Here is a 22,668-nt window from a genome sequence, read left to right on the forward strand (position 1 = left end):
GATTCAAGCGCAGATGACTACGCATTACCGGCAGCTGACTCAGGGCCAACGTTACCAGATTGAGGCCGGTCTGAGCGCCGGAAAAAGCCAGGCAAGCATCGCGAAACAGGTTGGCGTACATCCCTCGACGATCAGTCGTGAGGTTCGCCGCAACAGCTCCCAGAAGACCTACAAAGCGGTTGCTGCGACCCATGAAAGTGATGCCCGTCGAGCGCAGGCGCGCAAGCACTGCAAGCCATTAACGTGGTTCAGCCATTATCTGCCGCTCTGGCTAAAACACGGTATGAGCCCGGAGCAGATTGCTCAGCGCCTGAAGCAAGAGCAGCCGGAGCGCGCGGTCAGTCACGAGTGGATTTATCGGTTTATCGCCACCGACAAACACGCAGGTGGCGAGTTATACAAGTATTTGCGGCACCGCAGGAAGCTGTACCGAAAACGCTACGGAAGCCACGACCGGCGCGGACAGTTGCGTAATCGCGTATCGATAACCGAGCGCCCTGCTGAGGTCGAAGCCCGCGAGCGTCTAGGTGATTGGGAGGGTGACACGGTGCATGGCGTAGGCGGCAATCTGGTCACGCTGGTTGATCGTAAAAGCGGCTACCTGAGCGCCTATCCGGTCAAGCGCAGGACGCGCCGGCAGGTAACGCGGGCGATCAATCTGTTGCTCAAGGGGCATGCTGTTCACACGCTGACGCTGGATAACGGGAAGGAGTTTGCCGGGCATGAACGCATTGCGCATCGGAGCCAGTGCCAAGTCTTTTTTGCAGAACCCTATTCATCCTGGCAGCGAGGCACTAATGAAAATACCAACGGCCTGCTCCGGCAGTATTTTCCCAAGGGCGGCGACTTCAGCAAGCTGACCGTCGAGGCGGTCAGTCGCGTGGTAACGAAGATCAATTTACGCCCGCGAAAACGCCTGGGCTGGAAGACGCCGTACGAAGTTTATGCAGGGGTGAGCGTTGCACTTATGTGTTGAATTCAGGATCGAAAGGCGAGTGACTGGGTTCTGCCTTAATGAAGTCTTGTGGGTCCCAGAAGCCGCTGAAAGCCCGATGATCATAGGAAAGTAATCCCCCCGGAGTTTCGCGTTTTTCAGGCCAGGTACCGAGCCCGGCCAGCGTCTCGTCTATGCCTGCTTGTGCATAGCCGTTAGGTTTGTCTTTGAGCGGGAAGTGCCCGGCCATCGCTTCGCGTTTGAAGGGGTCCGCCATTTGCTCGGCGAACCATGCTTTCATTTCGGTCTGGCCGTTGAAGGTGTGAATGGGGGAAGAGTTTCCCGGTATATGCAACAGCGTGAGCGGTGGGAGTTTTTTACCGTTGGCATCAAACCTGACCTTTTTGTCCGTGATGTACATAAGGTCGGTAGACTGAAAGTTCCCGACTTTCAGCATCCCAACTTCAATGTCGGGATCCTTTGGTGGATTCTTTTGTAAGTCTTCAAGCTTGATGTCCGGCCACGACGCCTGGTTGCCTGCTAACCCGGAAGCTCGCATGACCAGATCACGGCCTTCCTTACTGAGGCTTTGTTCTTGATGCTGGCTCATGGCGGCTTTGACAAGCGACGATTTGGCCAGCAATGGATACTTCTTCTCGTGGTTGCTCCAGAACTCATTCAGGAATTGATCGTAGGGCTTTTGATAGTCCGCCTTCCAGATCAGTTTTTTGAACTCATCGGGCGTGATTGCGCTCTGGTTTCCTCCGTTGTAAACCGGAGCAGGTTCTTCCGAGGACTCTATGTAAATACCTTGGTAGGTATGGGTGATGTCCGCCTTTTCAGTGTAAGGGTTGAAGCGACTGCCGAAGTTGAAGACGCCAGGGGTATGTGTCTCCAATTCGGGTTTAACGATGACCTCAGGGCCTCCGGCGTAGAAAGGTACTTGGTAACCTGCACCCGTTGGCGTGTCCTGTGCATTGGTAATGAGCGCCTCGGTCAATGAGATTCGCTTGATGATTTTCGCGGGGTAAGGTTTTTCCCCGGTGGTGTTGTAGTCATACGTAATCAGGTAGGTGTTGTCGGGATCTATATTCCATTTTTCTTTTTCGGCTGGGGTCGCTGCCTGTGCCGCCATCTCGGCAAATTTTTTTTTCAGAAAAATAGAGGCTTCTTCTTTAACTGTTTTGAAGGCGCCGGAAATCTCCTGTGTAACCGGGTCGACGTTGATGTTGGAATCAGAGTTGACGGGCTCAGGGGCTTTCTCACCCACCCCGATGCCTTTGTTTGGATCAGGATTTACATTGACTTCGACGTATCCGCCCTTTGAAGAATTGGTGTTTGGTACGACTTCCTGCACCACTTCTTGATTGTTAGGTGGGGAGGAATCTATTGAGCGCCTATGGCGCGGATGTGCGCTTGCTTCTTGATGACCGTTGCGGTCGGAAGGTAATGCAGGCTCAGTTGGCAGGTGGAGGAGATTAATGGGAGGGAGAGCAATCTGCATAAGAGCGTCCAGTAATTCAATGTGGTATCAATAGTCACCTATGTGGTTTTGTGTCGCGGGAAGGTTCCTGTTTTGGGTGGGTGTTTTTACTCTATGAGGTAGGCCCTGACTCTTTCGATTGACTCTTCAAGCTGCAAAGCGTCCGGTATGGCGCTGAACGAAGTCTGAACAATCTGCTTCAAGCTGGACGGAACCCTGAACCGATCGTCTATGATCGGTTCAAACGCCTGTTACATTTTCTTACAGAGCCTGAACGATGAATCAGAACGCTGAGTATTCCGCGGTCAACGACGCGGTGCGTGGGCACTTTTTTCGCCGAACCTGGGCGATGATCACGCCCTATTGGCGCAGTGAAGAAAAGGGCACGGCGTGGTTGCTGTTGTTGGCGGTGATTGGTTTGTCGCTGTTCAGCGTCGCGATCTCCGTGTGGATCAACCACTGGTACAAGGATTTCTACAACGCCCTGGAACATAAGGACACGGCGGCCTTCTGGCAACTGATCGGCTATTTTGGCGGCATTGCTGCGGTGGCCATCCTCGGTGCGGTTTATCGCTTGTACCTGACCCAGATGCTGACCATCCGCTGGCGGGCCTGGTTGACCGAAAAACACTTCGCACGCTGGCTCAGCGACAAAAACTACTACCAGCTGGAGCAGGGCGGTTATACCGATAACCCGGACCAGCGGATCTCCGAAGACCTCAATAACTTCACCTCTAGCAGCTTGAGCCTCGGCCTGGGCCTGCTGCGCAATGTGGTCAGCCTGGTGTCGTTTTCGATCATCCTGTGGGGTGTGTCGGGCAGCATCGAAGTGTTCGGTATCACCATTCCCGGCTACATGTTCTGGTGTGCATTGCTCTATGCCGCCGTGGGCAGTTGGCTGACGCACCTGATCGGGCGTCGCTTGATCGGGCTGAACAATCAACAGCAACGCTTCGAGGCGGATTTGCGCTTCTCGATGGTCCGGGTCCGCGAGAACGCCGAGAGCATCGCCTTGTACAACGGCGAGCCCAACGAAAATCGCCGTTTGAGCCAACGCTTCGGCCGGGTCTGGCATAACTTCTGGGACATCATGAAAGTGTCCAAACGCCTGACTTTCTTCACCGCCGGCTACAGCCAGATCGCAATCATCTTCCCGTTCATCGTCGCCGCGCCGCGCTACTTCGCCGGCAAGATCGAGCTGGGCGAGCTGATGCAAATCAACTCGGCGTTCGGCAACGTCCAGGAGAACTTCAGCTGGTTTATCGGCGCGTACACGGAGCTGGCCAGTTGGCGCGCCACCAGTGATCGTCTGCTGAGTTTCCAGCAGGCCATGAGCGATAACGAGCAGCGCCCCGCAGCCATCGACGTGCGCCCGGAAGGCGAGCGCCTGGTGGTAGAGAAGCTCGGCATGGACCTGGCCGATGGCCGCCACTTGCTCGCCGGCGCCGACATGGTCGTCGAGCCGGGCCAGCGCCTGATGCTCAGCGGGCGTTCCGGCAGCGGTAAAAGTACGTTGCTGCGTGCCATGGGCCAGCTGTGGCCGGCGGGCCATGGCAGCATCCGCCTGCCAGCGGCGCGTTACCTGTTCCTGCCGCAGAAGCCGTATCTGCCGATTGGCACGTTGAAGGCCGCGTTGAGTTATCCACAGGACGACGGCGTGTACATGGACGAACGTTATGCACAGGTCCTGGAAACCTGCCGCTTGCCGCATCTGGTCGCGCGGCTGGACGAAGCCAACCACTGGCAGCGCATGCTCTCGCCCGGCGAGCAACAGCGCCTGGCCTTTGCCCGTGCGTTGTTGTTCGCACCGCAGTGGCTGTACATGGACGAAGCGACATCGGCCATGGATGAAGAGGATGAGGCGACGTTGTACCAGGCGTTGATCGATGAGCTGCCGGGACTGAGCATCGTCAGCGTCGGCCATCGCAGCAGCCTCAAGCGCTTCCATGGGCGGCATGTGCGGATCGAAAGCGGCCACCTGCAAGAACAACCCGTGTCCTGAGGGCCGGACTCGGTCAGTGTGGGAGGGCGCTTGCTCCCGATAGCAGTGTGTCAGTCAGCCCATATATCAACTGATCCGCCGCTATCGGGAGCAAGCTCCCTCCCACAATGGCATCCCCGCTGGTCTGGAGATTGAGGCCCAACAAAAAGCCCGGCTGATCATCGATCAGCCGGGCTTTTTTACAGCGCCTGAAAAGACTTACTTCTTCAAGCCGTAATGCTCATCCAGCATGCCAGGGGCGTTCGGCGTTTTTGGCGCGTAGTCCCGTGGCGGCTCCTGGTTTTCCCGTGGCGGGGTCAGGCGTTCCCGTGGGGTTTGCGGTGCATCGGAATGCAGCGCGGCCAGCAGGCGCTGACGGGTGATGTCGTCGAGCGCCAGGCGGTTGGCGCCGTCGGCGAGGTGATCCTGTACTTCCTGGTAGCTCTGGGTGAGCTTCTTGACCAGGGTCGCGGTGCTGTTGAAGTGGGTAACAACCTCGTTCTGATAACTGTCAAAACGTTCCTGAATGTCATCCAACTGACGCTGCGTGCGGTTAGGCGCGGCATTCGGCAGCAAGCGAGCAACCAGGAATCCAATGGCGACACCGGCAACCAGGGCAAGAGTCGGCAACAACCAAACTAAGAGCGAGTGTTCCACGAGTCCTTCCTCTATAAACGGCTTTGCTTTACGTTAACGGCTCGGACCTGCGCTGTATACCGCGATTAAGCTCGCAATGATGCCATGCACAGACTTTTAGCTAGACGAGTCGACCCTTTGAGAGGTCACGGAGTTCATTCCTTGCTCATGCGTGAAACCCCTGTTTTGATCGATGGCCCGGTAGGCCAATTGGAAGCCCTGTACCTGGATCAGCCCGCGCCACGTGGCCTGGCGCTGATCTGCCACCCTAACCCGGTGCAGGGTGGGACCATGCTCAATAAAGTTGTTTCGACCCTGCAACGCACCGCCCGCGATGCCGGTTTGATCACCTTGCGATTCAATTACCGTGGCGTCGGTGCCAGCGCCGGCACCCATGACATGGCCAGCGGTGAAGTGGACGATGCCGAAGCGGCCGCCACCTGGTTGCGCAAGAAACACCCCGACCTGCCGATCACCTTGCTCGGTTTTTCGTTTGGTGGCTATGTCGCCGCCAGCCTCGGCGGTCGTCTGGAAGCCAAGGGCGAAAAGCTCGCGCACCTGTTCATGGTCGCCGCCGCGGTGATGCGCCTGGGCGATGCCGACCTGCTGCCGCAGAACTGCCCGCTGACCCTGATCCAGCCGGAAACCGACGAAGTGGTCGACCCGCAATGCGTCTACGACTGGTCCGCCGCCCTGAAACGCCCCCATGAGCTGCTGAAAGTGGCAGAATGCGGACACTTTTTTCATGGCAAGCTCACCGATCTCAAGGATCTGGTGCTGCCGCGCCTCTCGAATTGATAGCAGTCTGATAAGCGATTACCCATGACGACTCGTACCCGTATCCTCACCGGCATCACCACCACCGGCACGCCACACCTGGGCAACTACGCCGGTGCGATCCGCCCGGCGATCCTTGCCAGTCAGGACGCCAATGCCGACTCCTTCTACTTCCTGGCCGACTACCACGCCCTGATCAAATGCGATGACCCGCAGCGCATCCAGCGCTCGCGTATGGAAATCGCCGCGACCTGGCTGGCCGGTGGCCTGGATGTGAACCGAGTGACGTTCTATCGCCAGTCCGACATTCCCGAGATCCCCGAGCTGACCTGGCTGCTGACCTGCGTCGCCGCCAAAGGCCTGCTCAACCGCGCCCACGCCTACAAGGCGTCGGTGGACAAGAACGTGGAAAACGGCGAAGACCCGGATGCGGGCATCACCATGGGCCTGTACAGCTACCCGGTGCTGATGGCGGCGGACATTTTGATGTTCAACGCGCACAAGGTGCCGGTGGGGCGCGACCAGATCCAGCACGTGGAAATGGCCCGCGACATCGGTCAGCGCTTCAACCACCTGTTCGGCAACGGTAAAGAGTTCTTCACCCTGCCCGAGGCGGTGATCGAAGAAAGCGTCGCCACCTTGCCGGGCCTGGACGGTCGCAAGATGTCGAAGAGCTACGACAACACCATCCCGTTGTTCACCAGCGCCAAGGACATGAAAGACGCGATCTCGCGGATCGTCACCGACTCCCGCGCGCCCGGCGAAGCCAAGGACCCGGACAATTCGCACCTGTTCACCCTGTACCAGGCGTTTGCCAGCAAGGCCCAGGAACAGGAATTCCGCGCCGAGTTGCTGCAAGGCCTGGGCTGGGGCGAGGCGAAGAACCGTCTGTTCCAACTGCTGGACGGGCAACTGGGTGAAGCCCGTGAGCGTTACCACCAATTGATGTCGCGCCCGGCGGACATGGAAGACCTGCTGCTGATCGGCGCCAAAAAAGCCCGCGCCGTGGCCGCGCCGTTCCTCGCCGAGCTGCGTGAGGCCGTTGGCCTGCGTTCGTTCGTCAACCAGGCCGCGGCGCCGGTCAGCACCAAGAAAAAGGCCGCGAAAGCCGCGCGCTTCGTGAGTTTCCGCGAAGACGACGGCAGCTTCCGCTTCCGCCTGTTGGCGGCCGATGGCGAGCAACTGCTGCTGTCGCGCAACTTTGCCGACGGCAAGGCGGCTGGTGCGGTGACCAAGCAATTGCAAAGCGGCGCCGCGCTGGACGTGCGCCCTGAAGCCCTGAGCTTCAGCGTATGGCTGGACGACGCTGCTGTTGCCGACAGCGCGCCATTCGCCGACACCGCGTCGCGCGATGCCGCCATCGAAGCCCTGCGCGTTGCGCTGACCCCCCTCGAGGATTAACCCGACCAAGGGTTGATTGCCATTATCCGGGGCCGTCGTTACAGTGACGGCCCGTTTTTGTTGCCTTGCTAACGAAATTATGACGCCCCTAGAACGATATCAAGCTGATCTGAAACGCCCTGAATTCTTCCATGACGCGGCCCAGGAAACGGCGGTGCGTCATTTGCAGCGTCTGTACGAAGACCTGGTCGCGGCCTCGCAGAGTAAGCCAGGGATGCTCGGCAAGCTGTTTGGCAAGAAAGACCGCACGCCGGTCAAGGGCCTGTACTTCTGGGGCGGCGTGGGTCGCGGCAAGACCTACCTGGTGGACACCTTCTTCGAAGCGCTGCCGTTCAAGGAAAAGGTCCGCACGCACTTCCACCGCTTCATGAAGCGCGTCCATGAAGAGATGAAAACCCTGCCGGGCGAGAAAAACCCGTTGACCATCATCGCCAAGCGGTTCTCCGCAGAGGCGCGGGTGATCTGCTTCGATGAGTTCTTCGTCTCCGACATCACCGACGCCATGATCCTTGGCACCCTGATGGAAGAGCTGTTCAAGAACGGCGTGACCCTGGTCGCCACCTCGAACATCGTGCCCGATGGCCTGTACAAGGACGGCCTGCAACGCGCGCGCTTCCTGCCGGCCATTGCGCTGATCAAGCAGAACACCGAGATCGTCAACGTCGACAGCGGCGTCGATTACCGCCTGCGGCACCTGGAGCAAGCGGAGTTGTTCCACTTCCCGCTCAACGACGCGGCGCAAGATAGCCTGCGCAAAAGCTTCCGCGCCCTCACGCCGGAATGCACCCATGCGGTGGAAAACGACAAGTTGATCATCGAAAACCGCCAAATCATCGCGCTGCGTACCTGCGATGACGTGGCCTGGTTCGACTTCCGCGAACTGTGCGACGGCCCGCGCAGCCAGAACGACTACATCGAACTGGGCAAGATCTTCCACGCCGTGATCCTCAGTGGCGTGGAGCAGATGAGCGTCAGCACCGACGACATCGCGCGCCGCTTTATCAACATGGTCGACGAGTTCTACGACCGCAACGTCAAGTTGATCATCTCGGCGGAAGTCGAGCTCAAGGACCTCTACACCGGCGGTCGCTTGAACTTCGAATTCCAGCGCACCCTGAGCCGCCTGCTGGAGATGCAGTCCCACGAGTTCCTGTCGCGGGCGCACAAACCCTGAGCACGACGCAGTAAAAAGTGTGGGAGGGGCTTGCTCCCGATAGCGGTGTATCAGTGCCAGATGTACTGACTGATACACCGCTATCGGGAGCAAGCCCCCTCCCACATTTTGTCTCTGTACAGCCCTGATTACGCGGCTTGCTGGAACTGCTGGCGGTACTGGTTCGGTGACAGCTCGGTGTGCTGCCTGAACAGCCGCGCAAAGAAGCTCGCATCGTCGTAGCCCACCTCATAACTGATGGTCTTGATGCTCTTGCGGCTGCCCGAGAGCAGCCCTTTCGCCGTCTCGATGCGCAAGCGTTGCAGGTAATGCAGCGGCTTGTCGCCGGTGGCGGTCTGGAAGCGGCGCATGAAGTTGCGGATGCTCATGCCGTGCTCCCGGGCCACGTCCTCGAAGCGGAACTTGTCGGCGAAATGCTCTTCGAGCCAGTGCTGGATCTGCAGGATGATCACATCCTGGTGCAGCTTCTGCCCGCCGAAACCGATCCGTCCCGGCGAATAGTTGCGCTGCACTTCGTAAAGAATATCGCGGGCCACGGCCTGGGCGATGTTGGCGCCGCAGAAGCGTTCGATCAGATAGATATAGAGGTCGCAGGCCGAGGTGGTGCCGCCGGCGCAGTACAGGTTGTCGGCGTCGGTCAGGTGCTTGTCCTGGTTGAGCTGGACCTTGGGGAAGCGCTCGCTGAAGGCAGTGAAGAAACGCCAGTAGGTGGTCGCCTCCTTGCCATCGAGCAGCCCGGCTTCGGCCAGCCAGAACACCCCGGTGGCTTCGCCGCAGAGCACCGCGCCGCGGGCGTGCTGTTCGCGCAGCCACGGCAGCACTTGCGGGTAGCGCGTACTCAGGGCATCGAAGTCATCCCAGAAGGCTGGCAGCACGATGATGTCGGCGTCTTCCAGGCCGCCGTCCACCGGCATGATCACATCACTGAAGCTGCGCACCGATTGCCCGTCGGGGCTGACCAGGCGCGTTTCGAACGCGGGAGTCAGGCCCAAGCCTTGTTGTTTGCCGTAACGCAGGCTGGCGAGGTGGAAGAAATCCTTGGCTTGCATGAGGGTGGAAGCGAACACCCGATCAATGGCCAAAATGCTGACGCGCCGCAAGGGCGTGGAGATTTGGTTAGACATAATTTCATTTATTCTTATAGGGGAAAGTGGTCACCAGACGGCTGGATCGTCTTATTTTTTGTCGCATGTGTCCAGTGTCCTGTGACGCCTTCGCGGCATAGGCTCTGTGGTTCGTCTTTGTCCGACAATCCACGCAGGTGACCTCATGATCCCCAGAACGTTGTTCAGCCCGGAACACGAACTCTTCCGCCAGAGCGTGCGTACCTTCCTTGAAAAAGACGCTGCGCCGTTCCATGCGCAATGGGAGAAGCAGGGCTATATCGACCGTGCGCTGTGGAACAAGGCCGGCGAGGCGGGGATGTTGTGTTCCCATCTGCCGGAGGAGTACGGCGGCCTGGGCGCGGACTTTCTCTACAGCGCGGTGGTGATCGAAGAGATCAGCCGCCTGGGCCTGACCGGCATCGGCTTCTCCCTGCATTCGGACATTGTCGCGCCGTATATCCTGCATTACGGCAGTGAAGCGCTGAAGCACCAATACCTGCCCCAATTGATCTCCGGCGAGAAGGTCACGGCCATCGCCATGACCGAGCCGGGCGCCGGGTCCGACCTGCAAGGGGTCAAGACCACGGCGGTGCTGGACGGCGATGAGTATGTGATCAACGGCTCCAAGACCTTCATCACCAACGGCTTTCTCGCCGATCTGGTGATCGTGGTCGCCAAGACCGACCCCAAGGCCGGCGCCAAGGGCACCAGCCTGTTCCTGGTGGAGGCCGCTACGCCGGGCTTCGACAAGGGCAAGCGCCTGGAGAAGGTCGGCATGAAGGCCCAGGACACCTCGGAGCTGTTCTTCCAGGATGTCCGTGTGCCCAAGGAAAACCTGCTGGGCCAGGCAGGCATGGGCTTCGCCTACTTGATGCAGGAGCTGCCCCAGGAGCGCTTGACCGTGGCGATTGGCGCGCTGGCGTCAGCCGAAGCGGCGCTGCAATGGACCCTCGACTACACCCGTGAGCGCAAGGCCTTCGGCAAGGCGATTGCCGACTTCCAGAACACCCGCTTCAAACTGGCGGAGATGGCCACCGAGATCCAGATCGGCCGCGTGTTCGTCGATAAGTGCCTGGCGTTGCACCTGGAGGGCAAGCTCGACGTGCCCACCGCCGCGATGGCCAAGTACTGGGCCACGGACCTGCAATGCAAGGTGCTCGACGAGTGTGTGCAATTGCACGGCGGCTACGGCTTCATGTGGGAATACCCGATCGCCCGCGCCTGGGCGGATGCGCGGGTGCAGCGGATTTATGCGGGGACCAATGAGATCATGAAGGAGATTATTGCGCGGGCGCTTTGATTTCGATGGTGTGGCTGAGGGCCTCATCGGGGGCAAGCCCCCTCCCACGTTTTACTGGGTTCACACGCCTAAGTGTGGGAGGGGGCTTGCCCCCGATAGCGGTCTAGCGATCAATCAAGGTGCTGGATTAGGATGATCCTTCTGAATCGCCTCAATCCCCTCCAGCACCTCTTTCGACAGTTTCAGGTCAGCGCTGGCAAGGTTGCTGTCCAGTTGCTCCAGGCTCGTCGCACCAATGATGTTGCTGGTCACGAACGGCTGCTGCGTGACGAACGCCAACGCCATCTGCGCCGGGTCCAGGCCGTGTTCGCGGGCCAGGGCCACATAACGGCTGCACGCTGCTTCCGACTGCGGGTTGAAATAGCGGCTGAAGCGGCTGTATTCGGTCAGGCGGGCTTTTGCCGGGCGCGCACCGCCTTCGTATTTGCCGCTGAGCATGCCGAATGCCAGGGGCGAATAAGCCAGCAGACCGCACTGTTCGCGAATGGCGATTTCCGCCAGGCCCACTTCAAAGCTGCGGTTGAGCAGGTTGTAGGGGTTCTGGATCGACACCGCGCGGGTCCAGCCGCGGGCTTCGGCCAGGGCGAGGAACTTCATGGTGCCCCACGGCGTTTCGTTGGACAGGCCGATGTGGCGGATCTTGCCGGCCTTCACCTGCGCGTCCAGCGCTTCGAGGGTTTCCTCCAGCGGCGTCATGTCGTCTTCGTCCTTGTGCTTGTAGCCCAGCTGGCCGAAGAAGTTGGTGCTGCGCTCCGGCCAGTGCAACTGGTAGAGGTCGATCCAGTCGGTCTGCAGGCGCTTGAGGCTGGCATCCAGGGCGTCGACGATGTGCTGGCGGTTGTGGCGCAGGTGGCCGCCGCGGATATAGTCGATGGTGTTGCCGGGGCCGGCGATCTTGCTGGCGAGAATCCAGTCGCCGCGGTCGCCGCGGCTTTTGAAGTAATTCCCGATGTAGCGCTCGGTGGTGGCATAGGTGTCGGCCTTGGGCGGCACCGGGTACATTTCCGCCGTGTCGAGGAAGTTGATCCCCGCGGCCTTGGCCCGTTCGATCTGCGCGAAGGCCTCTGCCTCGCTGTTCTGCTCGCCCCAGGTCATGGTGCCCAAGGCTATCGCGCTTACGTGCAGATCGGTACGGCCCAGCTGTCGATAATCCATCGGGTGCTCCTTCGGGGAAAACAATCATAAAAGCAGGTTGAATTTTTTTTCGCAATCTGCATAATTGCCCACCTCTTTCTGCAGTGGAAGTGATGCGCCGCCTGCCGAAGAATCTTGCCGTTGAACGGACGCGCCGACCCGAGCCCCCGATAGCGTCTGTATCCGGCTGCCTTTGACTTGTCAAAGTACGCACTATTCAGTAAGATCCGCCGTCTAATTTACAGGGCGGCCCCTGAGGCTATTAAAGAATGACAACTTTTACTGCAAAACCGGAAACAGTTCAGCGCGACTGGTTTGTCGTCGACGCCGCTGGTCAGACTCTGGGTCGTCTGGCCACTGAAGTCGCCAGCCGTCTGCGTGGCAAGCACAAGCCTGAATACACCCCTCACGTTGACACCGGTGACTACATCGTGATCATCAACGCTGAGCAGGTACGTGTTACCGGCAACAAAGCGCAAGACAAAATGTACTACCGTCACTCCGGTTTCCCAGGCGGCATCAAGTCTTCCAATTTCGAAGGTCTGATCGCCAAGAAGCCTGAGGCCCCGATTGAAATCGCGGTTAAAGGCATGCTGCCGAAGGGCCCACTGGGTCGCGATATGTTTCGCAAGCTGAAAGTCTATGCGGGCGCTGCTCACCCTCATGCTGCTCAGCAGCCCCAAGAACTGAAGTTTTAACGGAATAGTTCATTATGTCGGCGACTCAAAATTACGGCACTGGCCGTCGCAAAACCGCAACCGCACGCGTTTTCCTGCGTCCGGGCACTGGTAACATCTCGATCAACAACCGCACTCTGGACAACTTCTTCGGCCGCGAAACTGCCCGCATGGTAGTTCGTCAGCCGCTGGAATTGACCGAGACTGTTGAAAAGTTCGACATCTACGTCACCGTTATCGGTGGCGGTGTAAGTGGTCAAGCTGGCGCAATCCGCCACGGTATCACTCGCGCTCTGATGCAGTACGACGAAACCCTGCGTGGCGCTCTGCGCAAAGCTGGCTTCGTGACTCGTGATGCTCGTGAAGTTGAACGTAAGAAAGTCGGTCTGCGTAAAGCGCGTAAGCGTCCGCAGTACTCGAAGCGTTAATTCGCTTTACGTTGCACAAAAACGCCCAGCCTCCTTACGGAGCTGGGCGTTTTTTATTGCCTGCTATTTATGCATAAATTTCGGCGTGACAACTTGCCACAGCCGTAGACCCCCTATACTACAAGGCTTGGAGCTGGAGCTCCGGGTAATTCCCTTGTCAGGGGTGGGGCTTTTCATTACCATTCGGCAAAATTTTTATAAGTTCAGATTTAATACTTAGTAGACGCCTGATTTAACAGGCCAAAAAGCTGATGGGAGAGGACTGAATGAGCAATGACGGCGTGAATGCAGGCCGGCGTCGCTTCTTGGTAGCAGCCACATCCGTGGTGGGTGCTGCAGGAGCGGTGGGGGCTGCGGTCCCGTTCGTGGGGTCATGGTTTCCCAGTGCCAAGGCGAAAGCCGCAGGTGCACCGGTGAAGGTGAATATCAGCAAGATCGAGCCAGGCCAGCAGATGATTGCTGAGTGGCGCGGTCAGCCGGTCTTCATTGTTCGTCGAACGGAGGAAATCCTGGGAAATCTGAAAAAGATCGAAGGCCAGTTGTCTGACCCCAAATCTGAGTTTTCCGACCAACCCGCCTACGCCAAAAACGAAGCACGTTCGATCAAGCCAGAGATTCTGCTGCTGGTCGGGCTGTGTACCCACCTGGGATGCTCACCTACTTTCCGCCCTGAAGTGGCGCCGGTCGACCTGGGCAAAGATTGGGTCGGCGGCTATTTCTGCCCCTGCCACGGTTCGCACTACGACCTGGCCGGACGCGTCTACAAGTCGCAACCTGCTCCACTGAACCTACCCGTGCCTCCGCATAACTACGAATCTAACGACATCATTGTCATTGGCCTCGACAAGGAGAACGCGTGATGAGTAAGTTCATGGATTGGGTGGATGCGCGCTTCCCCGCCACCAAAATGTGGGAAGACCATCTCAGCAAGTATTACGCGCCAAAAAACTTCAACTTCTTCTACTTCTTCGGCTCCCTGGCACTGCTGGTGCTGGTCAACCAGATCGTCACCGGCGTCTGGCTGACCATGAGCTACACCCCGTCGGCGGAGGAGGCATTCGCTTCCGTCGAATACATCATGCGTGACGTCGAGTACGGCTCGATCCTGCGCCTGTTGCACTCCACCGGCGCCTCGGCGTTCTTCATCGTGGTCTACCTGCATATGTTCCGTGGTTTGCTCTACGGTTCGTACCAGAAGCCTCGTGAGCTGGTGTGGGTGTTCGGCATGCTGATCTACCTGGCGCTGATGGCTGAAGCCTTCATGGGCTACCTGCTGCCGTGGGGCCAGATGTCGTACTGGGGCGCCCAGGTGATCATCTCGCTGTTCGGTGCGATCCCGGTGATCGGCAACGACCTGACGCAGTGGATCCGTGGTGACTACCTGATCTCGGGCATCACCCTGAACCGCTTCTTCGCCTTGCACGTAGTGGCCTTGCCGATCGTGATTCTCGGCCTGGTGGTGCTGCACATCCTGGCGCTGCACGAAGTGGGTTCCAACAACCCCGACGGTGTGGACATCAAGAAGCACAAGGACGAGAACGGCATCCCGCTGGATGGCATCCCGTTCCACCCGTACTACACCGTGAAAGACATTGTCGGTGTCGTCGTGTTCCTGTTCGTGTTCTGCTCGATCGTGTTCTTTTTCCCGGAGATGGGTGGTTATTTCCTGGAAAAACCTAACTTCGAACAGGCCAACGCCTTCAAGACACCTGTGCATATTGCCCCGGTCTGGTACTTCACGCCGTTCTACGCGATCTTGCGGGCGATCCCCGACAAGCTCATGGGCGTAATCGCCATGGGTGCGGCCATCGCGGTGCTGTTCGTGCTGCCTTGGCTCGACCGAAGCCCGGTCAAGTCCATGCGCTACAAGGGCTGGCTGAGCAAGATCTGGCTGTGGGTGTTCTGCATTGCGTTCGTGATCCTGGGTGTGCTGGGCGTCCTGGCGCCAACCCCTGAGCGCACGTTGCTGTCGCAGGTTTGCACCTTCCTGTACTTCGCCTACTTCATTCTGATGCCGTTCTATACCCGGCTAGAGAAGACCAAACCGGTTCCGGAAAGGGTGACTGGCTGATGAAAAAATTATTCGTTGCATTGATGCTTGCGGCGCTGCCGCTACTGTCCTTCGCTGCCGAGCAAGGTCCTGAGTTGGAAAAAGTCGCTATCGACGTGTCTGATAAAGCGGCCATGCAGGACGGCGCACGCACGTTCGCCAACTATTGCATGGGTTGCCACAGCGCCAAGTTCCAGCGTTACGAGCGTGTTGCCGATGACCTGGGCATCCCGCACGAGGTGATGCTCGACAAGCTGGTGTTCACCGGCGCCAAGATTGGCGACCACATGAATATCGGCATGCAGCCAGCGGACGCCAAGAACTGGTTCGGCGCTGCGCCGCCCGACCTGACTTTGGTGGCGCGGGTTCGCGGCACCGATTGGCTCTATGGCTACCTGAAATCCTTCTACGAAGACCCTGCGCGTCCATGGGGCGTGAACAACGTGGTGTTCCCGAACGTCGGTATGCCTAACGTTCTGGTCGGCCTGCAGGGTCGCCAAGTGATAGGATGCAAGCAGGTTCAGGTAGTCGAGGGCGGCAAGAAGCAATTTGACCCGTTGACCGGCACGCCGCTGACACATGAAGCGTGCGATCAACTGACCATCGTGCCCAAGTCCGGTGCGCTGAACGAAGAGCAGTTCGACGAGAAGGTCAAGAATCTCGTGACCTTCCTGGCCTACTCGGCCAACCCGGTCAAACTGCAGCACCAGCGCATTGGTACGTATGTCTTGCTGTACCTGGCTTTCTTCTTCGTATTCGCTTATCTGCTCAAGCGCGAATACTGGAAGGATGTGCATTGATCCAACCGTAAGCAATTGCTGTTAATCTTGCGCGCCCAGCGGCATCTCTAACCCGTAGCGACCTGGTCATCAGGTACTACTGAGATGCTCTCTGGGCGCGCTCGTTTTTGAGCTTTCGATAATTTCAACAAGCGAGGAGGACCGCCATGGGCGTGACCAATCGGTTGGCCTGTTACTCCGACCCCGCCGACCACTATTCCCACCGAGTACGCATCGTGCTCGCAGAGAAGGGTGTCAGCGCCGAGATCATCAGTGTGGAGGTGGGTCGTCACCCGCCGAAGCTGATCGAAGTGAACCCTTACGGCAGCTTGCCCACCCTGGTCGATCGTGACCTGGCGTTGTGGGAGTCAACCGTGGTGATGGAATATCTGGATGAGCGTTACCCGCATCCGCCTTTGCTGCCGGTGTACCCGGTGGCGCGTGCCAACAGCCGCCTGCTGATCCATCGGATTCAGCGCGACTGGTGCGGGCTGGTGGATTTGATTCTGGATTCGCGCAGCAAAGAGGCGGCCCGTGTCGTGGCGCGCAAGGAATTGCGCGAGAGCCTGACGGGCGTTTCGCCATTGTTCGCCGACAAGCCTTTTTTCCTCAGTGAGGAACAAAGCCTGGTGGATTGCTGCCTATTACCCATACTCTGGCGCTTGCCGATTATGGGCATTGAACTGCCGCGGCCGGCCAAGCCGCTGCTTGATTACATGGAGCGCCAGTTTGCGCGTGAGGCTTTCCAGGCGAGTCTGTCTGGTGTCGAACGCGATATGCGCTAAGGCTTAAGGAGCCGTTGATGAACTCCAGTCGACCCTACCTGGTTCGCGCGCTCTATGAGTGGATTGTGGACAACGATTGCACCCCGCACATGCTGGTCAATTCTGAGTTTCCTGCGGTTCAGGTTCCGCAGGGTTTTGCCAGCGACGGGCAGATTGTGCTGAACGTATCGCCCAGCGCAGTGCGCCACCTGCACATGGACAACGAGGCAGTCAGCTTCGAAGGGCGTTTTGGCGGTGTGCCGCATACGCTGTACGTGCCGATTGGTGCCATCCTCGGGATCTACGCCCGGGAAAATGGCCAAGGCATGGTGTTCGATCTGGAGTCGCCTTTCGAGGATGACGAAGCGATCGACGGGGAAGACGGCGATGATGTGCCGCCACCGGATACCGAGCCACCGCGTCCAAGCGGCCGGCCGAGTCTGAAAGTGGTGAAGTAAGCGGCTTTTGCCTTCGGGCGCGGCTGAAAAATGCCTCGGCGGTTGCCGGGGCATTTTTTTGCCTGGCCGTTGTAGATGAAAGTCATGCCTGGAACGGTGATCGTACAACCGCCATGGGCTATGATGCCTGTTCAGTTCACCAAGAAAGATGACCCAACATGGAAAACACCAACACCGCCCCTCGTCTTCCCCGCAAGCGCCGCAGCCTTGCCCAGGAATTGGTCACGGTGTTGTCCGAGCAGATCCGCGACGGCCAACTCAAGCGTGGCGACAAACTGCCTACCGAATCGGCGATCATGGACGCCCATGGCGTCAGCCGCACGGTGGTGCGTGAAGCCATCTCACGCTTGCAGGCGGCGGGGCAAGTGGAAACCCGTCACGGTATCGGCACCTTTGTCTTGGATACGCCAAGCCCCAGCGGCTTCCGCATTGACCCGGCCACCATCGTGACCCTGCGCGATGTGCTGGCGATCCTGGAGCTGCGTATCAGCCTGGAAGTGGAATCCGCGGGCCTGGCCGCGCTGCGCCGCAGCGACGAACAACTGGCCGGCATGCGTGCCGCCCTCGACGCCTTGAATGAAAGCGCCGCCCATGCCGGCGATGCGGTGGCGTCGGACTTCCAGTTCCACCTGCAGATTGCCCTGTCCACCGGCAACCGCTACTTCACCGACATCATGACGCACCTGGGCACCAGCATCATTCCGCGTACCCGCCTGAACTCGGCACGCCTGGCCCAGGATGACCAGCAGCACTACATGAAGCGCTTGAGCCGCGAGCACGAAGAAATCTACGAAGCGATCGCGCGCCAGGATTCGGATGCGGCGCGGGCAGCGATGCGCTTGCATTTGACCAACAGTCGCGAGCGGCTGCGCCATGCTCACGAAGAAGCAGAGGCGCAGCGGGGTTAAGGGTAGGTCACGACCTCAAGTACCACATCAGTGATGGGCTCGTTAAGATCGAACGGGACGGTGAGGAATCGTTTAACTACCTCGTATTGGGTAGCGGCACCTTCAAATTCGAGAATATCTCCTTTGTAAATCACGCCATCAAAGGTGATCTGCTTTTTTTTGCCGTCCGGCATATTGAGCTCGTATTTCATGGTCTTCACACGCCAGTGTTGGAGGGTGGAGTGTTGCTTTATCTGCATGCGCAAACGGCCGTGAATACCGGTCCAGATACGTCCCCGGGGCAGGTCTGGTGCCTGCGACGAGAGCGATGCGGTGCGGATAAGCGCTGTGTCACTGCGAGACCGTTATCATCAACGGCTTAGAATAGAACCTTCCCGATTCGCTGTTTATCGCGTATCGCACCTGCACCGTTTGGTTGACGAATGTCTTCAAGTCATCGGCAGCGATATCGAGCTTGAGATTCGACTCCTTCACGTAATCTTCCTTGTTGGGGTCGTACTGTCCGGCGTTCTTTTCCTGCCCTTCGGCTTCCGGGGACTCGGGGTCCGGTCCTACGATGATAGATACCTGGGCGCTTGCGGAAACCTCATTGGGCTCGGGGATGGAAAACGCTATGCGTGCGCCGCTTGCCAGGCTCACTTGAGCCGGGCAAGAAGCGTCGCCGCCGACAAGGCTCGGGGCTTCAATGGTCATGATTGAGTGCTCCTTTGCACAGAAGCCAGAGAGCCTGGCTCCTATGCGGGGTTATCGCCCTCGTTGAAAATCGGCGTAACTGTTAGAAATCACAGTCACGACAAACGGTACGGCTCAAGCCGGCGTATTGGGTGTGTAGTCCTTCAGCAGCAAGTACGTACTCCACCCCCACCAATCAGCAGTCCAGTGTTTGTCGTTCAGGTCATTCACGTCCTTGCGTCGCAGCACCTTGTCGCCTTCCATCTTGAACAGCGGCGAAAAGTTATTCGCCGGGTTCTGTGCTGCATTCAGGTCCGGCACATACAGCGGCGCCTTGAAGGTGGCCGGGGAGGGCGCGACACCGCTGATAAACGCGTCGAAGACCTCATCGGCCGACGCCTGCACGGCGCGTTTGACCTGCGCCCGGTTGGCCGCGTCGCCGGCGTCGAAATAGCGTTTATCGCCGTAGGCATGCCATTCGTCACCGACTGCATTGCGCACCTTGAGCCCGAACTTGCTGTCTTCATCGTGCATGAAGCGGCTGATCAGCGAGCCCAGCTCCCCAGGCGTCACCACGGCGGCCAGCTGTTTGCGCGGCACGCGCAGGTGGCCGGCGGAAAACAGATCGGTCAAGAAGTGATCGGCAAAACTGTTCATCGCGTAGGCCAGCTCCAGCGCCTGGTCGGTGCCGCTTTGATGGGCGATGACGGCTTGTTGCAGCGCCGCCGTATGCCCGGCCAGGTAAGCCGACAACGCCCATTCGCCAAAGTGGTCGGCGTTGTCCGCCGCCAGCTTCAAGTAACGGCCCAGGGGGAACAGTGCCGAGACCGCGCTGCCGCCGCCGGTGATGCGGTTCCACTCTTCAGACAACGTATCTCCGAGCACAGCGTAGGCGTCGTGGGCTGATTTGCCGTCCTTGATCGCCTGGTTGACCGCGTTGATCTCCTTTTGCATCACCGCCAGGATCTTGTGTGCTTCCTCCCGTGACGCCGGCAGTCCTGCCAGTGAGTTGAATGCGGCGTTAAAGCGTTGCACGCGTTCGGCAGGCGAGGCGCCATCGCTGATGGGTTGGCCGGGGATGCCATAAAAGTCACCGCCCAGGGCAATCACTTGCCCGTAAGTCAGCGCCAGGCCGTTGGGCAGGTGCAGCTCGACGAGTCGGGCGGCAATCGCCGGGGCGTCTTTGGCGAAGCGCAACAGTGTGTCGTCGCCGATGGCAGTGTGTTCACCGCCTTCGAAACGCAGGGAGGGTAGGTTTTTTGCGGGTGCTGCGGGTGCTGCGGGTGCTGCGGGTGCTGCGAGTTCAAGACCGGACATGTTAGCTCCTTGCTATGTCGTAGGAATCTTCCTTTATTACTGTATGTATATACAGTTATTCGAGCATAGAGGAAAAAACTCCTACGTCAATGCGCTCTCTCTCAACGGGCGGTTCGATGAATTGCAGTTGACGAAATATTTTATAGTTGTACGATGACGTATGACATAAGCAAAACCAACAACAACCTTTCGCCAGAAAGTCTTTGCCCAGGGTGTTCGAATAATGAATCCACAAGAACTGAAGTCCATCCTCTCTCACGGTCTGCTGTCTTTTCCCGTGACCGATTTCAACGCCCAGGGTGATTTTCACCAGGCCGGCTATATCAAACGTCTGGAATGGCTGGCTCCCTACGGCGCCACTGCGCTGTTCGCCGCCGGCGGCACCGGTGAGTTTTTCTCCCTCGCGGCCAGCGAATATTCTCAGGTTGTGAAGACCGCGGTGGATACCTGCGCCACCAGCGTGCCGATCCTCGCCGGTGTCGGCGGTTCGACCCGCCAGGCCATCGAATACGCTCAGGAAGCCGAGCGCCTCGGTGCCAAAGGCTTGCTGCTGCTCCCGCACTATTTGACCGAAGCCAGCCAGGACGGGGTTGCCGCCCACGTGGAAGCGGTGTGCAAGTCGGTCAAGATCGGCGTGGTGGTATACAACCGCAACGTCTGCCGCCTGACTGCGCCTTTGCTGGAGCGCCTGGCCGAACGTTGCCCGAACCTGATCGGCTACAAGGACGGCCTGGGTGACATTGAATTGATGGTGTCGATCCGCCGTCGTCTGGGCGACCGTTTCAGCTACCTGGGCGGCCTGCCGACTGCAGAGGTTTACGCCGCTGCCTACAAGGCCCTGGGCGTGCCGGTGTATTCCTCGGCGGTGTTCAACTTCATCCCGAAAACCGCGATGGATTTCTATCACGCCATCGCCCGCGACGATCACGCCACCGTCGGCAAGATCATCGATGACTTCTTCCTGCCGTACCTGGACATCCGTAACCGCAAGGCCGGCTACGCGGTGAGCATCGTCAAGGCGGGCGCCAAAATCGTCGGCTATGACGCCGGCCCGGTTCGCACGCCACTGACCGATCTGCTGCCGGAAGAATACGAAGCCCTGGCCGCGCTGATCGACCAGCAAGGCCCGCAATAACTTATCTATAAGGCCGCTGAGCAATCAGCGGCCTTTTGCGTCAGGAGAAGATTCGTGTCCCAAGCCAAACGTTTTGAAAACTACATCAACGGCCAATGGGTGGCTGGCGCTGATTATTGCGTCAACCTCAACCCGTCGGAGTTGTCCGATGTCATTGGCGAATATGCCAAGGCGGATGTCGTCCAGGTCAACGCTGCCATCGATGCCGCCCGCGCTGCGTTCCCGGCCTGGTCGACGTCCGGTATCCAGGCTCGCCACGACGCACTCGATAAAGTCGGCAGCGAAATCCTCGCCCGGCGCGAAGAGCTCGGCACGTTGCTGGCTCGGGAAGAGGGCAAGACCCTGCCTGAAGCCATTGGCGAAGTGACCCGCGCCGGTAATATCTTCAAGTTCTTCGCCGGCGAGTGCCTGCGCCTGTCCGGCGACTACGTGCCGTCGGTGCGACCGGGCGTCAATGTCGAAGTCACCCGCGAAGCCCTCGGCGTGGTCGGCCTGATCACCCCGTGGAACTTCCCGATTGCCATCCCCGCGTGGAAAATCGCTCCGGCCCTGGCCTACGGCAACTGCGTGGTGATCAAGCCGGCGGAGCTGGTGCCGGGCTGTGCCTGGGCCCTGGCAGAAATCATCTCCCGCGCCGGTTTCCCCGCCGGTGTGTTCAACCTGGTGATGGGCAGCGGGCGGGTAGTGGGCGATGTGTTGGTCAACAGCCCGAAAGTCGACGGCATCAGCTTCACCGGTTCGGTCGGCGTCGGACGTCAGATCGCGGTCAGCTGTGTCTCGCGCCAGGCCAAGGTGCAGTTGGAAATGGGCGGCAAGAACCCGCAGATCATTCTCGATGACGCCGACCTCAAGCAAGCCGTCGAGCTGTCGGTACAGAGCGCGTTCTATTCCACCGGCCAGCGTTGCACCGCCTCCAGCCGCTTGATCGTCACCGCCGGTATTCACGATCAGTTCGTCGCGGCCATGGCCGAGCGCATGAAGTCGATCAAGGTCGGCCACGCGTTGAAAAGCGGCACCGACATCGGCCCGGTCGTCTCCCAGGCCCAGTTGGACCAGGACTTGAAATACATCGACATTGGCCAGAGCGAAGGTGCGCGGCTGGTGAGCGGTGGCGGCCTGGTGACCTGCGACACCGAAGGCTACTACCTGGCGCCGACGCTGTTCGCCGACAGCGAGGCGGCCATGCGGATCAGCCGCGAAGAGATCTTCGGCCCGGTGGCCAACGTGGTGCGCGTGGCGAACTACGAGGCGGCGCTGGCCATGGCCAACGACACCGAGTTCGGTTTGTCGGCGGGCATCGCCACCACCTCGCTGAAATACGCCAACCACTTCAAGCGCCACTCCCAGGCCGGGATGGTGATGGTCAACCTGCCGACTGCCGGCGTGGATTATCACGTTCCGTTCGGTGGCCGTAAAGGTTCATCCTACGGTTCGCGTGAGCAAGGTCGCTATGCGCAAGAGTTCTACACCGTGGTGAAAACCAGCTACATCGGTTCGTAACACTGTAGGAGCGAGCTTGCTCGCGAAAAATTTCAACGAATACGCAGGCATTCA

Annotated in this window: 23 protein-coding genes; 16 read left to right on the top strand and 7 right to left on the bottom strand. The window is 59.1% G+C overall.

The window, feature by feature from the left end; translation table 11 throughout:
* Positions 1-13 precede the first annotated feature (13 nt).
* Positions 14-976, top strand: a complete 963-nt coding sequence (locus RGV59_RS10125; protein ID WP_017846754.1) for an IS30-like element ISPsme1 family transposase — start codon at positions 14-16, stop codon at positions 974-976.
* Here the strand turns inward: RGV59_RS10125 and RGV59_RS10130 are convergent.
* Complete coding sequence (locus tag RGV59_RS10130) at positions 966-2,438, bottom strand: dermonecrotic toxin domain-containing protein (protein WP_322246942.1); 1,473 nt, start codon at positions 2,436-2,438, stop codon at positions 966-968. The genes RGV59_RS10125 and RGV59_RS10130 overlap by 11 nt on opposite strands.
* Positions 2,439-2,694: 256 nt before the next feature.
* Between RGV59_RS10130 and RGV59_RS10135 the strand changes: the two genes are divergently transcribed.
* The gene (locus RGV59_RS10135; RefSeq protein WP_126585803.1) at positions 2,695-4,419 is read left to right on the top strand and encodes an ABC transporter ATP-binding protein/permease; all 1,725 of its coding nucleotides are present in this window, start codon (positions 2,695-2,697) and stop codon (positions 4,417-4,419) included.
* A gap of 198 nt (positions 4,420-4,617) precedes the next feature.
* Here RGV59_RS10135 and RGV59_RS10140 read toward each other — a convergent pair whose 3' ends face one another.
* Positions 4,618-5,055 carry a YhcB family protein gene (locus tag RGV59_RS10140; RefSeq protein WP_003171734.1) on the bottom strand — a complete coding sequence of 146 codons (438 nt, stop codon included), beginning with the start codon at positions 5,053-5,055 and terminating at the stop codon, positions 4,618-4,620.
* A gap of 147 nt (positions 5,056-5,202) precedes the next feature.
* Between RGV59_RS10140 and RGV59_RS10145 the strand changes: the two genes are divergently transcribed.
* The 3 genes from RGV59_RS10145 to zapE all read left to right on the top strand — a co-directional run bounded on the left by RGV59_RS10145 (position 5,203) and on the right by zapE (position 8,386).
* Positions 5,203-5,832: an alpha/beta hydrolase gene (locus RGV59_RS10145; RefSeq protein ID WP_026139827.1), complete on the top strand. Its 630-nt coding sequence runs from the start codon at positions 5,203-5,205 to the stop codon at positions 5,830-5,832.
* A gap of 24 nt (positions 5,833-5,856) precedes the next feature.
* Positions 5,857-7,212, top strand: coding sequence for a tryptophan--tRNA ligase (locus RGV59_RS10150; protein WP_017845427.1), 1,356 nt, complete (start codon positions 5,857-5,859; stop codon positions 7,210-7,212).
* 79 nt (positions 7,213-7,291) lie between these two features.
* Positions 7,292-8,386, top strand: a complete 1,095-nt coding sequence (gene zapE, locus RGV59_RS10155; protein WP_026139826.1) for a cell division protein ZapE — start codon at positions 7,292-7,294, stop codon at positions 8,384-8,386.
* A 128-nt stretch (positions 8,387-8,514) separates the two neighbouring features.
* On the opposite strand, the gene RGV59_RS10160 is transcribed toward zapE, so the two are convergent.
* Positions 8,515-9,435 carry a GlxA family transcriptional regulator gene (locus RGV59_RS10160; protein ID WP_169850558.1) on the bottom strand — a complete coding sequence of 307 codons (921 nt, stop codon included), beginning with the start codon at positions 9,433-9,435 and terminating at the stop codon, positions 8,515-8,517.
* Positions 9,436-9,655: 220 nt separating this feature from the next.
* Here RGV59_RS10160 and RGV59_RS10165 point away from each other — a divergent pair, with 220 nt between their 5' ends.
* A complete protein-coding gene (locus RGV59_RS10165) occupies positions 9,656-10,792 on the top strand; it encodes an acyl-CoA dehydrogenase family protein (RefSeq protein WP_017845424.1) in 1,137 nt (378 codons plus the stop codon).
* 114 nt (positions 10,793-10,906) lie between these two features.
* On the opposite strand, the gene RGV59_RS10170 is transcribed toward RGV59_RS10165, so the two are convergent.
* Positions 10,907-11,947 (bottom strand): NADP(H)-dependent aldo-keto reductase, encoded by a 1,041-nt coding sequence (locus RGV59_RS10170; protein ID WP_126585802.1) that lies wholly within the window; start codon positions 11,945-11,947, stop codon positions 10,907-10,909.
* Between the two features lie 248 nt (positions 11,948-12,195).
* On the opposite strand from RGV59_RS10170, the gene rplM reads away from it, so the two are divergent.
* The 8 genes from rplM to RGV59_RS10210 all read left to right on the top strand — a co-directional run bounded on the left by rplM (position 12,196) and on the right by RGV59_RS10210 (position 17,990).
* Positions 12,196-12,624, top strand: coding sequence for a 50S ribosomal protein L13 (gene rplM / locus RGV59_RS10175; protein WP_010568039.1), 429 nt, complete (start codon positions 12,196-12,198; stop codon positions 12,622-12,624).
* 14 nt (positions 12,625-12,638) lie between these two features.
* Entirely contained in the window at positions 12,639-13,031 is a 393-nt protein-coding gene (rpsI, locus tag RGV59_RS10180) for a 30S ribosomal protein S9 (protein ID WP_003171743.1), read from the top strand.
* Positions 13,032-13,297: 266 nt separating this feature from the next.
* The gene (gene petA, locus RGV59_RS10185) at positions 13,298-13,891 is read left to right on the top strand and encodes a ubiquinol-cytochrome c reductase iron-sulfur subunit (RefSeq protein WP_026139825.1); all 594 of its coding nucleotides are present in this window, start codon (positions 13,298-13,300) and stop codon (positions 13,889-13,891) included.
* Positions 13,891-15,102 (top strand): cytochrome b, encoded by a 1,212-nt coding sequence (locus RGV59_RS10190; protein ID WP_017845421.1) that lies wholly within the window; start codon positions 13,891-13,893, stop codon positions 15,100-15,102. Before petA ends, RGV59_RS10190 begins: the two co-directional genes overlap by 1 nt.
* Positions 15,102-15,881 carry a cytochrome c1 gene (locus RGV59_RS10195; protein WP_017845420.1) on the top strand — a complete coding sequence of 260 codons (780 nt, stop codon included), beginning with the start codon at positions 15,102-15,104 and terminating at the stop codon, positions 15,879-15,881. Before RGV59_RS10190 ends, RGV59_RS10195 begins: the two co-directional genes overlap by 1 nt.
* 146 nt (positions 15,882-16,027) lie before the next feature.
* The gene (locus RGV59_RS10200) at positions 16,028-16,645 is read left to right on the top strand and encodes a glutathione S-transferase N-terminal domain-containing protein (protein ID WP_010568030.1); all 618 of its coding nucleotides are present in this window, start codon (positions 16,028-16,030) and stop codon (positions 16,643-16,645) included.
* Positions 16,646-16,662: 17 nt separating this feature from the next.
* A complete protein-coding gene (locus RGV59_RS10205; protein ID WP_017845419.1) occupies positions 16,663-17,082 on the top strand; it encodes a ClpXP protease specificity-enhancing factor in 420 nt (139 codons plus the stop codon).
* 158 nt (positions 17,083-17,240) lie between these two features.
* Positions 17,241-17,990: a FadR/GntR family transcriptional regulator gene (locus tag RGV59_RS10210; RefSeq protein WP_017845418.1), complete on the top strand. Its 750-nt coding sequence runs from the start codon at positions 17,241-17,243 to the stop codon at positions 17,988-17,990.
* On the opposite strand, the gene RGV59_RS10215 is transcribed toward RGV59_RS10210, so the two are convergent.
* The 3 genes from RGV59_RS10215 to RGV59_RS10225 all read right to left on the bottom strand — a co-directional run bounded on the left by RGV59_RS10215 (position 17,987) and on the right by RGV59_RS10225 (position 19,979).
* Positions 17,987-18,181 (bottom strand): hypothetical protein, encoded by a 195-nt coding sequence (locus RGV59_RS10215; protein ID WP_260473873.1) that lies wholly within the window; start codon positions 18,179-18,181, stop codon positions 17,987-17,989. The two genes, RGV59_RS10210 and RGV59_RS10215, sit on opposite strands and share 4 nt — an antisense overlap.
* A 139-nt stretch (positions 18,182-18,320) precedes the next feature.
* The gene (locus RGV59_RS10220; RefSeq protein ID WP_126585800.1) at positions 18,321-18,683 is read right to left on the bottom strand and encodes a hypothetical protein; all 363 of its coding nucleotides are present in this window, start codon (positions 18,681-18,683) and stop codon (positions 18,321-18,323) included.
* Between the two features lie 114 nt (positions 18,684-18,797).
* Positions 18,798-19,979: a phospholipase gene (locus tag RGV59_RS10225; RefSeq protein ID WP_322246943.1), complete on the bottom strand. Its 1,182-nt coding sequence runs from the start codon at positions 19,977-19,979 to the stop codon at positions 18,798-18,800.
* 223 nt (positions 19,980-20,202) lie between these two features.
* On the opposite strand from RGV59_RS10225, the gene kdgD reads away from it, so the two are divergent.
* Together kdgD and RGV59_RS10235 are read left to right on the top strand one after the other, a co-directional pair.
* Positions 20,203-21,114, top strand: coding sequence for a 5-dehydro-4-deoxyglucarate dehydratase (kdgD, locus tag RGV59_RS10230; RefSeq protein WP_046484710.1), 912 nt, complete (start codon positions 20,203-20,205; stop codon positions 21,112-21,114).
* A 54-nt stretch (positions 21,115-21,168) separates the two neighbouring features.
* On the top strand, positions 21,169-22,614 hold the full coding sequence (locus RGV59_RS10235) for an aldehyde dehydrogenase family protein (protein ID WP_046484708.1): 1,446 nt from the start codon (positions 21,169-21,171) through the stop codon (positions 22,612-22,614).
* Positions 22,615-22,668: the final 54 nt, after the last annotated feature.

The sequence above is a fragment of the Pseudomonas sp. FG1 genome, from assembly GCF_034313875.1.
GTDB classification, from domain to species: domain Bacteria; phylum Pseudomonadota; class Gammaproteobacteria; order Pseudomonadales; family Pseudomonadaceae; genus Aquipseudomonas; species Aquipseudomonas veronii.

What these genes read in the sequence shown, in the direction of transcription:
- RGV59_RS10195 (WP_017845420.1), top strand. Translation starts at nt 15,102, where the DNA reads ATGAAAAAATTATTCGTTGCATTGATGCTTGCGGCGCTGCCGCTACTG.
- RGV59_RS10125 (WP_017846754.1), top strand. Translation starts at nt 14, where the DNA reads ATGACTACGCATTACCGGCAGCTGACTCAGGGCCAACGTTACCAGATT.
- kdgD (WP_046484710.1), top strand. Translation starts at nt 20,203, where the DNA reads ATGAATCCACAAGAACTGAAGTCCATCCTCTCTCACGGTCTGCTGTCT.
- rpsI (WP_003171743.1), top strand. Translation starts at nt 12,639, where the DNA reads ATGTCGGCGACTCAAAATTACGGCACTGGCCGTCGCAAAACCGCAACC.
- RGV59_RS10135 (WP_126585803.1), top strand. Translation starts at nt 2,695, where the DNA reads ATGAATCAGAACGCTGAGTATTCCGCGGTCAACGACGCGGTGCGTGGG.
- RGV59_RS10215 (WP_260473873.1), bottom strand. Translation starts at nt 18,181, where the DNA reads ATGAAATACGAGCTCAATATGCCGGACGGCAAAAAAAAGCAGATCACC.
- RGV59_RS10200 (WP_010568030.1), top strand. Translation starts at nt 16,028, where the DNA reads ATGGGCGTGACCAATCGGTTGGCCTGTTACTCCGACCCCGCCGACCAC.
- RGV59_RS10170 (WP_126585802.1), bottom strand. Translation starts at nt 11,947, where the DNA reads ATGGATTATCGACAGCTGGGCCGTACCGATCTGCACGTAAGCGCGATA.
- zapE (WP_026139826.1), top strand. Translation starts at nt 7,292, where the DNA reads ATGACGCCCCTAGAACGATATCAAGCTGATCTGAAACGCCCTGAATTC.
- RGV59_RS10165 (WP_017845424.1), top strand. Translation starts at nt 9,656, where the DNA reads ATGATCCCCAGAACGTTGTTCAGCCCGGAACACGAACTCTTCCGCCAG.
- RGV59_RS10130 (WP_322246942.1), bottom strand. Translation starts at nt 2,438, where the DNA reads ATGCAGATTGCTCTCCCTCCCATTAATCTCCTCCACCTGCCAACTGAG.
- RGV59_RS10150 (WP_017845427.1), top strand. Translation starts at nt 5,857, where the DNA reads ATGACGACTCGTACCCGTATCCTCACCGGCATCACCACCACCGGCACG.
- RGV59_RS10160 (WP_169850558.1), bottom strand. Translation starts at nt 9,435, where the DNA reads ATGCAAGCCAAGGATTTCTTCCACCTCGCCAGCCTGCGTTACGGCAAA.
- rplM (WP_010568039.1), top strand. Translation starts at nt 12,196, where the DNA reads ATGACAACTTTTACTGCAAAACCGGAAACAGTTCAGCGCGACTGGTTT.
- RGV59_RS10210 (WP_017845418.1), top strand. Translation starts at nt 17,241, where the DNA reads ATGGAAAACACCAACACCGCCCCTCGTCTTCCCCGCAAGCGCCGCAGC.
- RGV59_RS10220 (WP_126585800.1), bottom strand. Translation starts at nt 18,683, where the DNA reads ATGACCATTGAAGCCCCGAGCCTTGTCGGCGGCGACGCTTCTTGCCCG.
- RGV59_RS10225 (WP_322246943.1), bottom strand. Translation starts at nt 19,979, where the DNA reads ATGTCCGGTCTTGAACTCGCAGCACCCGCAGCACCCGCAGCACCCGCA.
- petA (WP_026139825.1), top strand. Translation starts at nt 13,298, where the DNA reads ATGAGCAATGACGGCGTGAATGCAGGCCGGCGTCGCTTCTTGGTAGCA.
- RGV59_RS10190 (WP_017845421.1), top strand. Translation starts at nt 13,891, where the DNA reads ATGAGTAAGTTCATGGATTGGGTGGATGCGCGCTTCCCCGCCACCAAA.
- RGV59_RS10205 (WP_017845419.1), top strand. Translation starts at nt 16,663, where the DNA reads ATGAACTCCAGTCGACCCTACCTGGTTCGCGCGCTCTATGAGTGGATT.
- RGV59_RS10145 (WP_026139827.1), top strand. Translation starts at nt 5,203, where the DNA reads ATGCGTGAAACCCCTGTTTTGATCGATGGCCCGGTAGGCCAATTGGAA.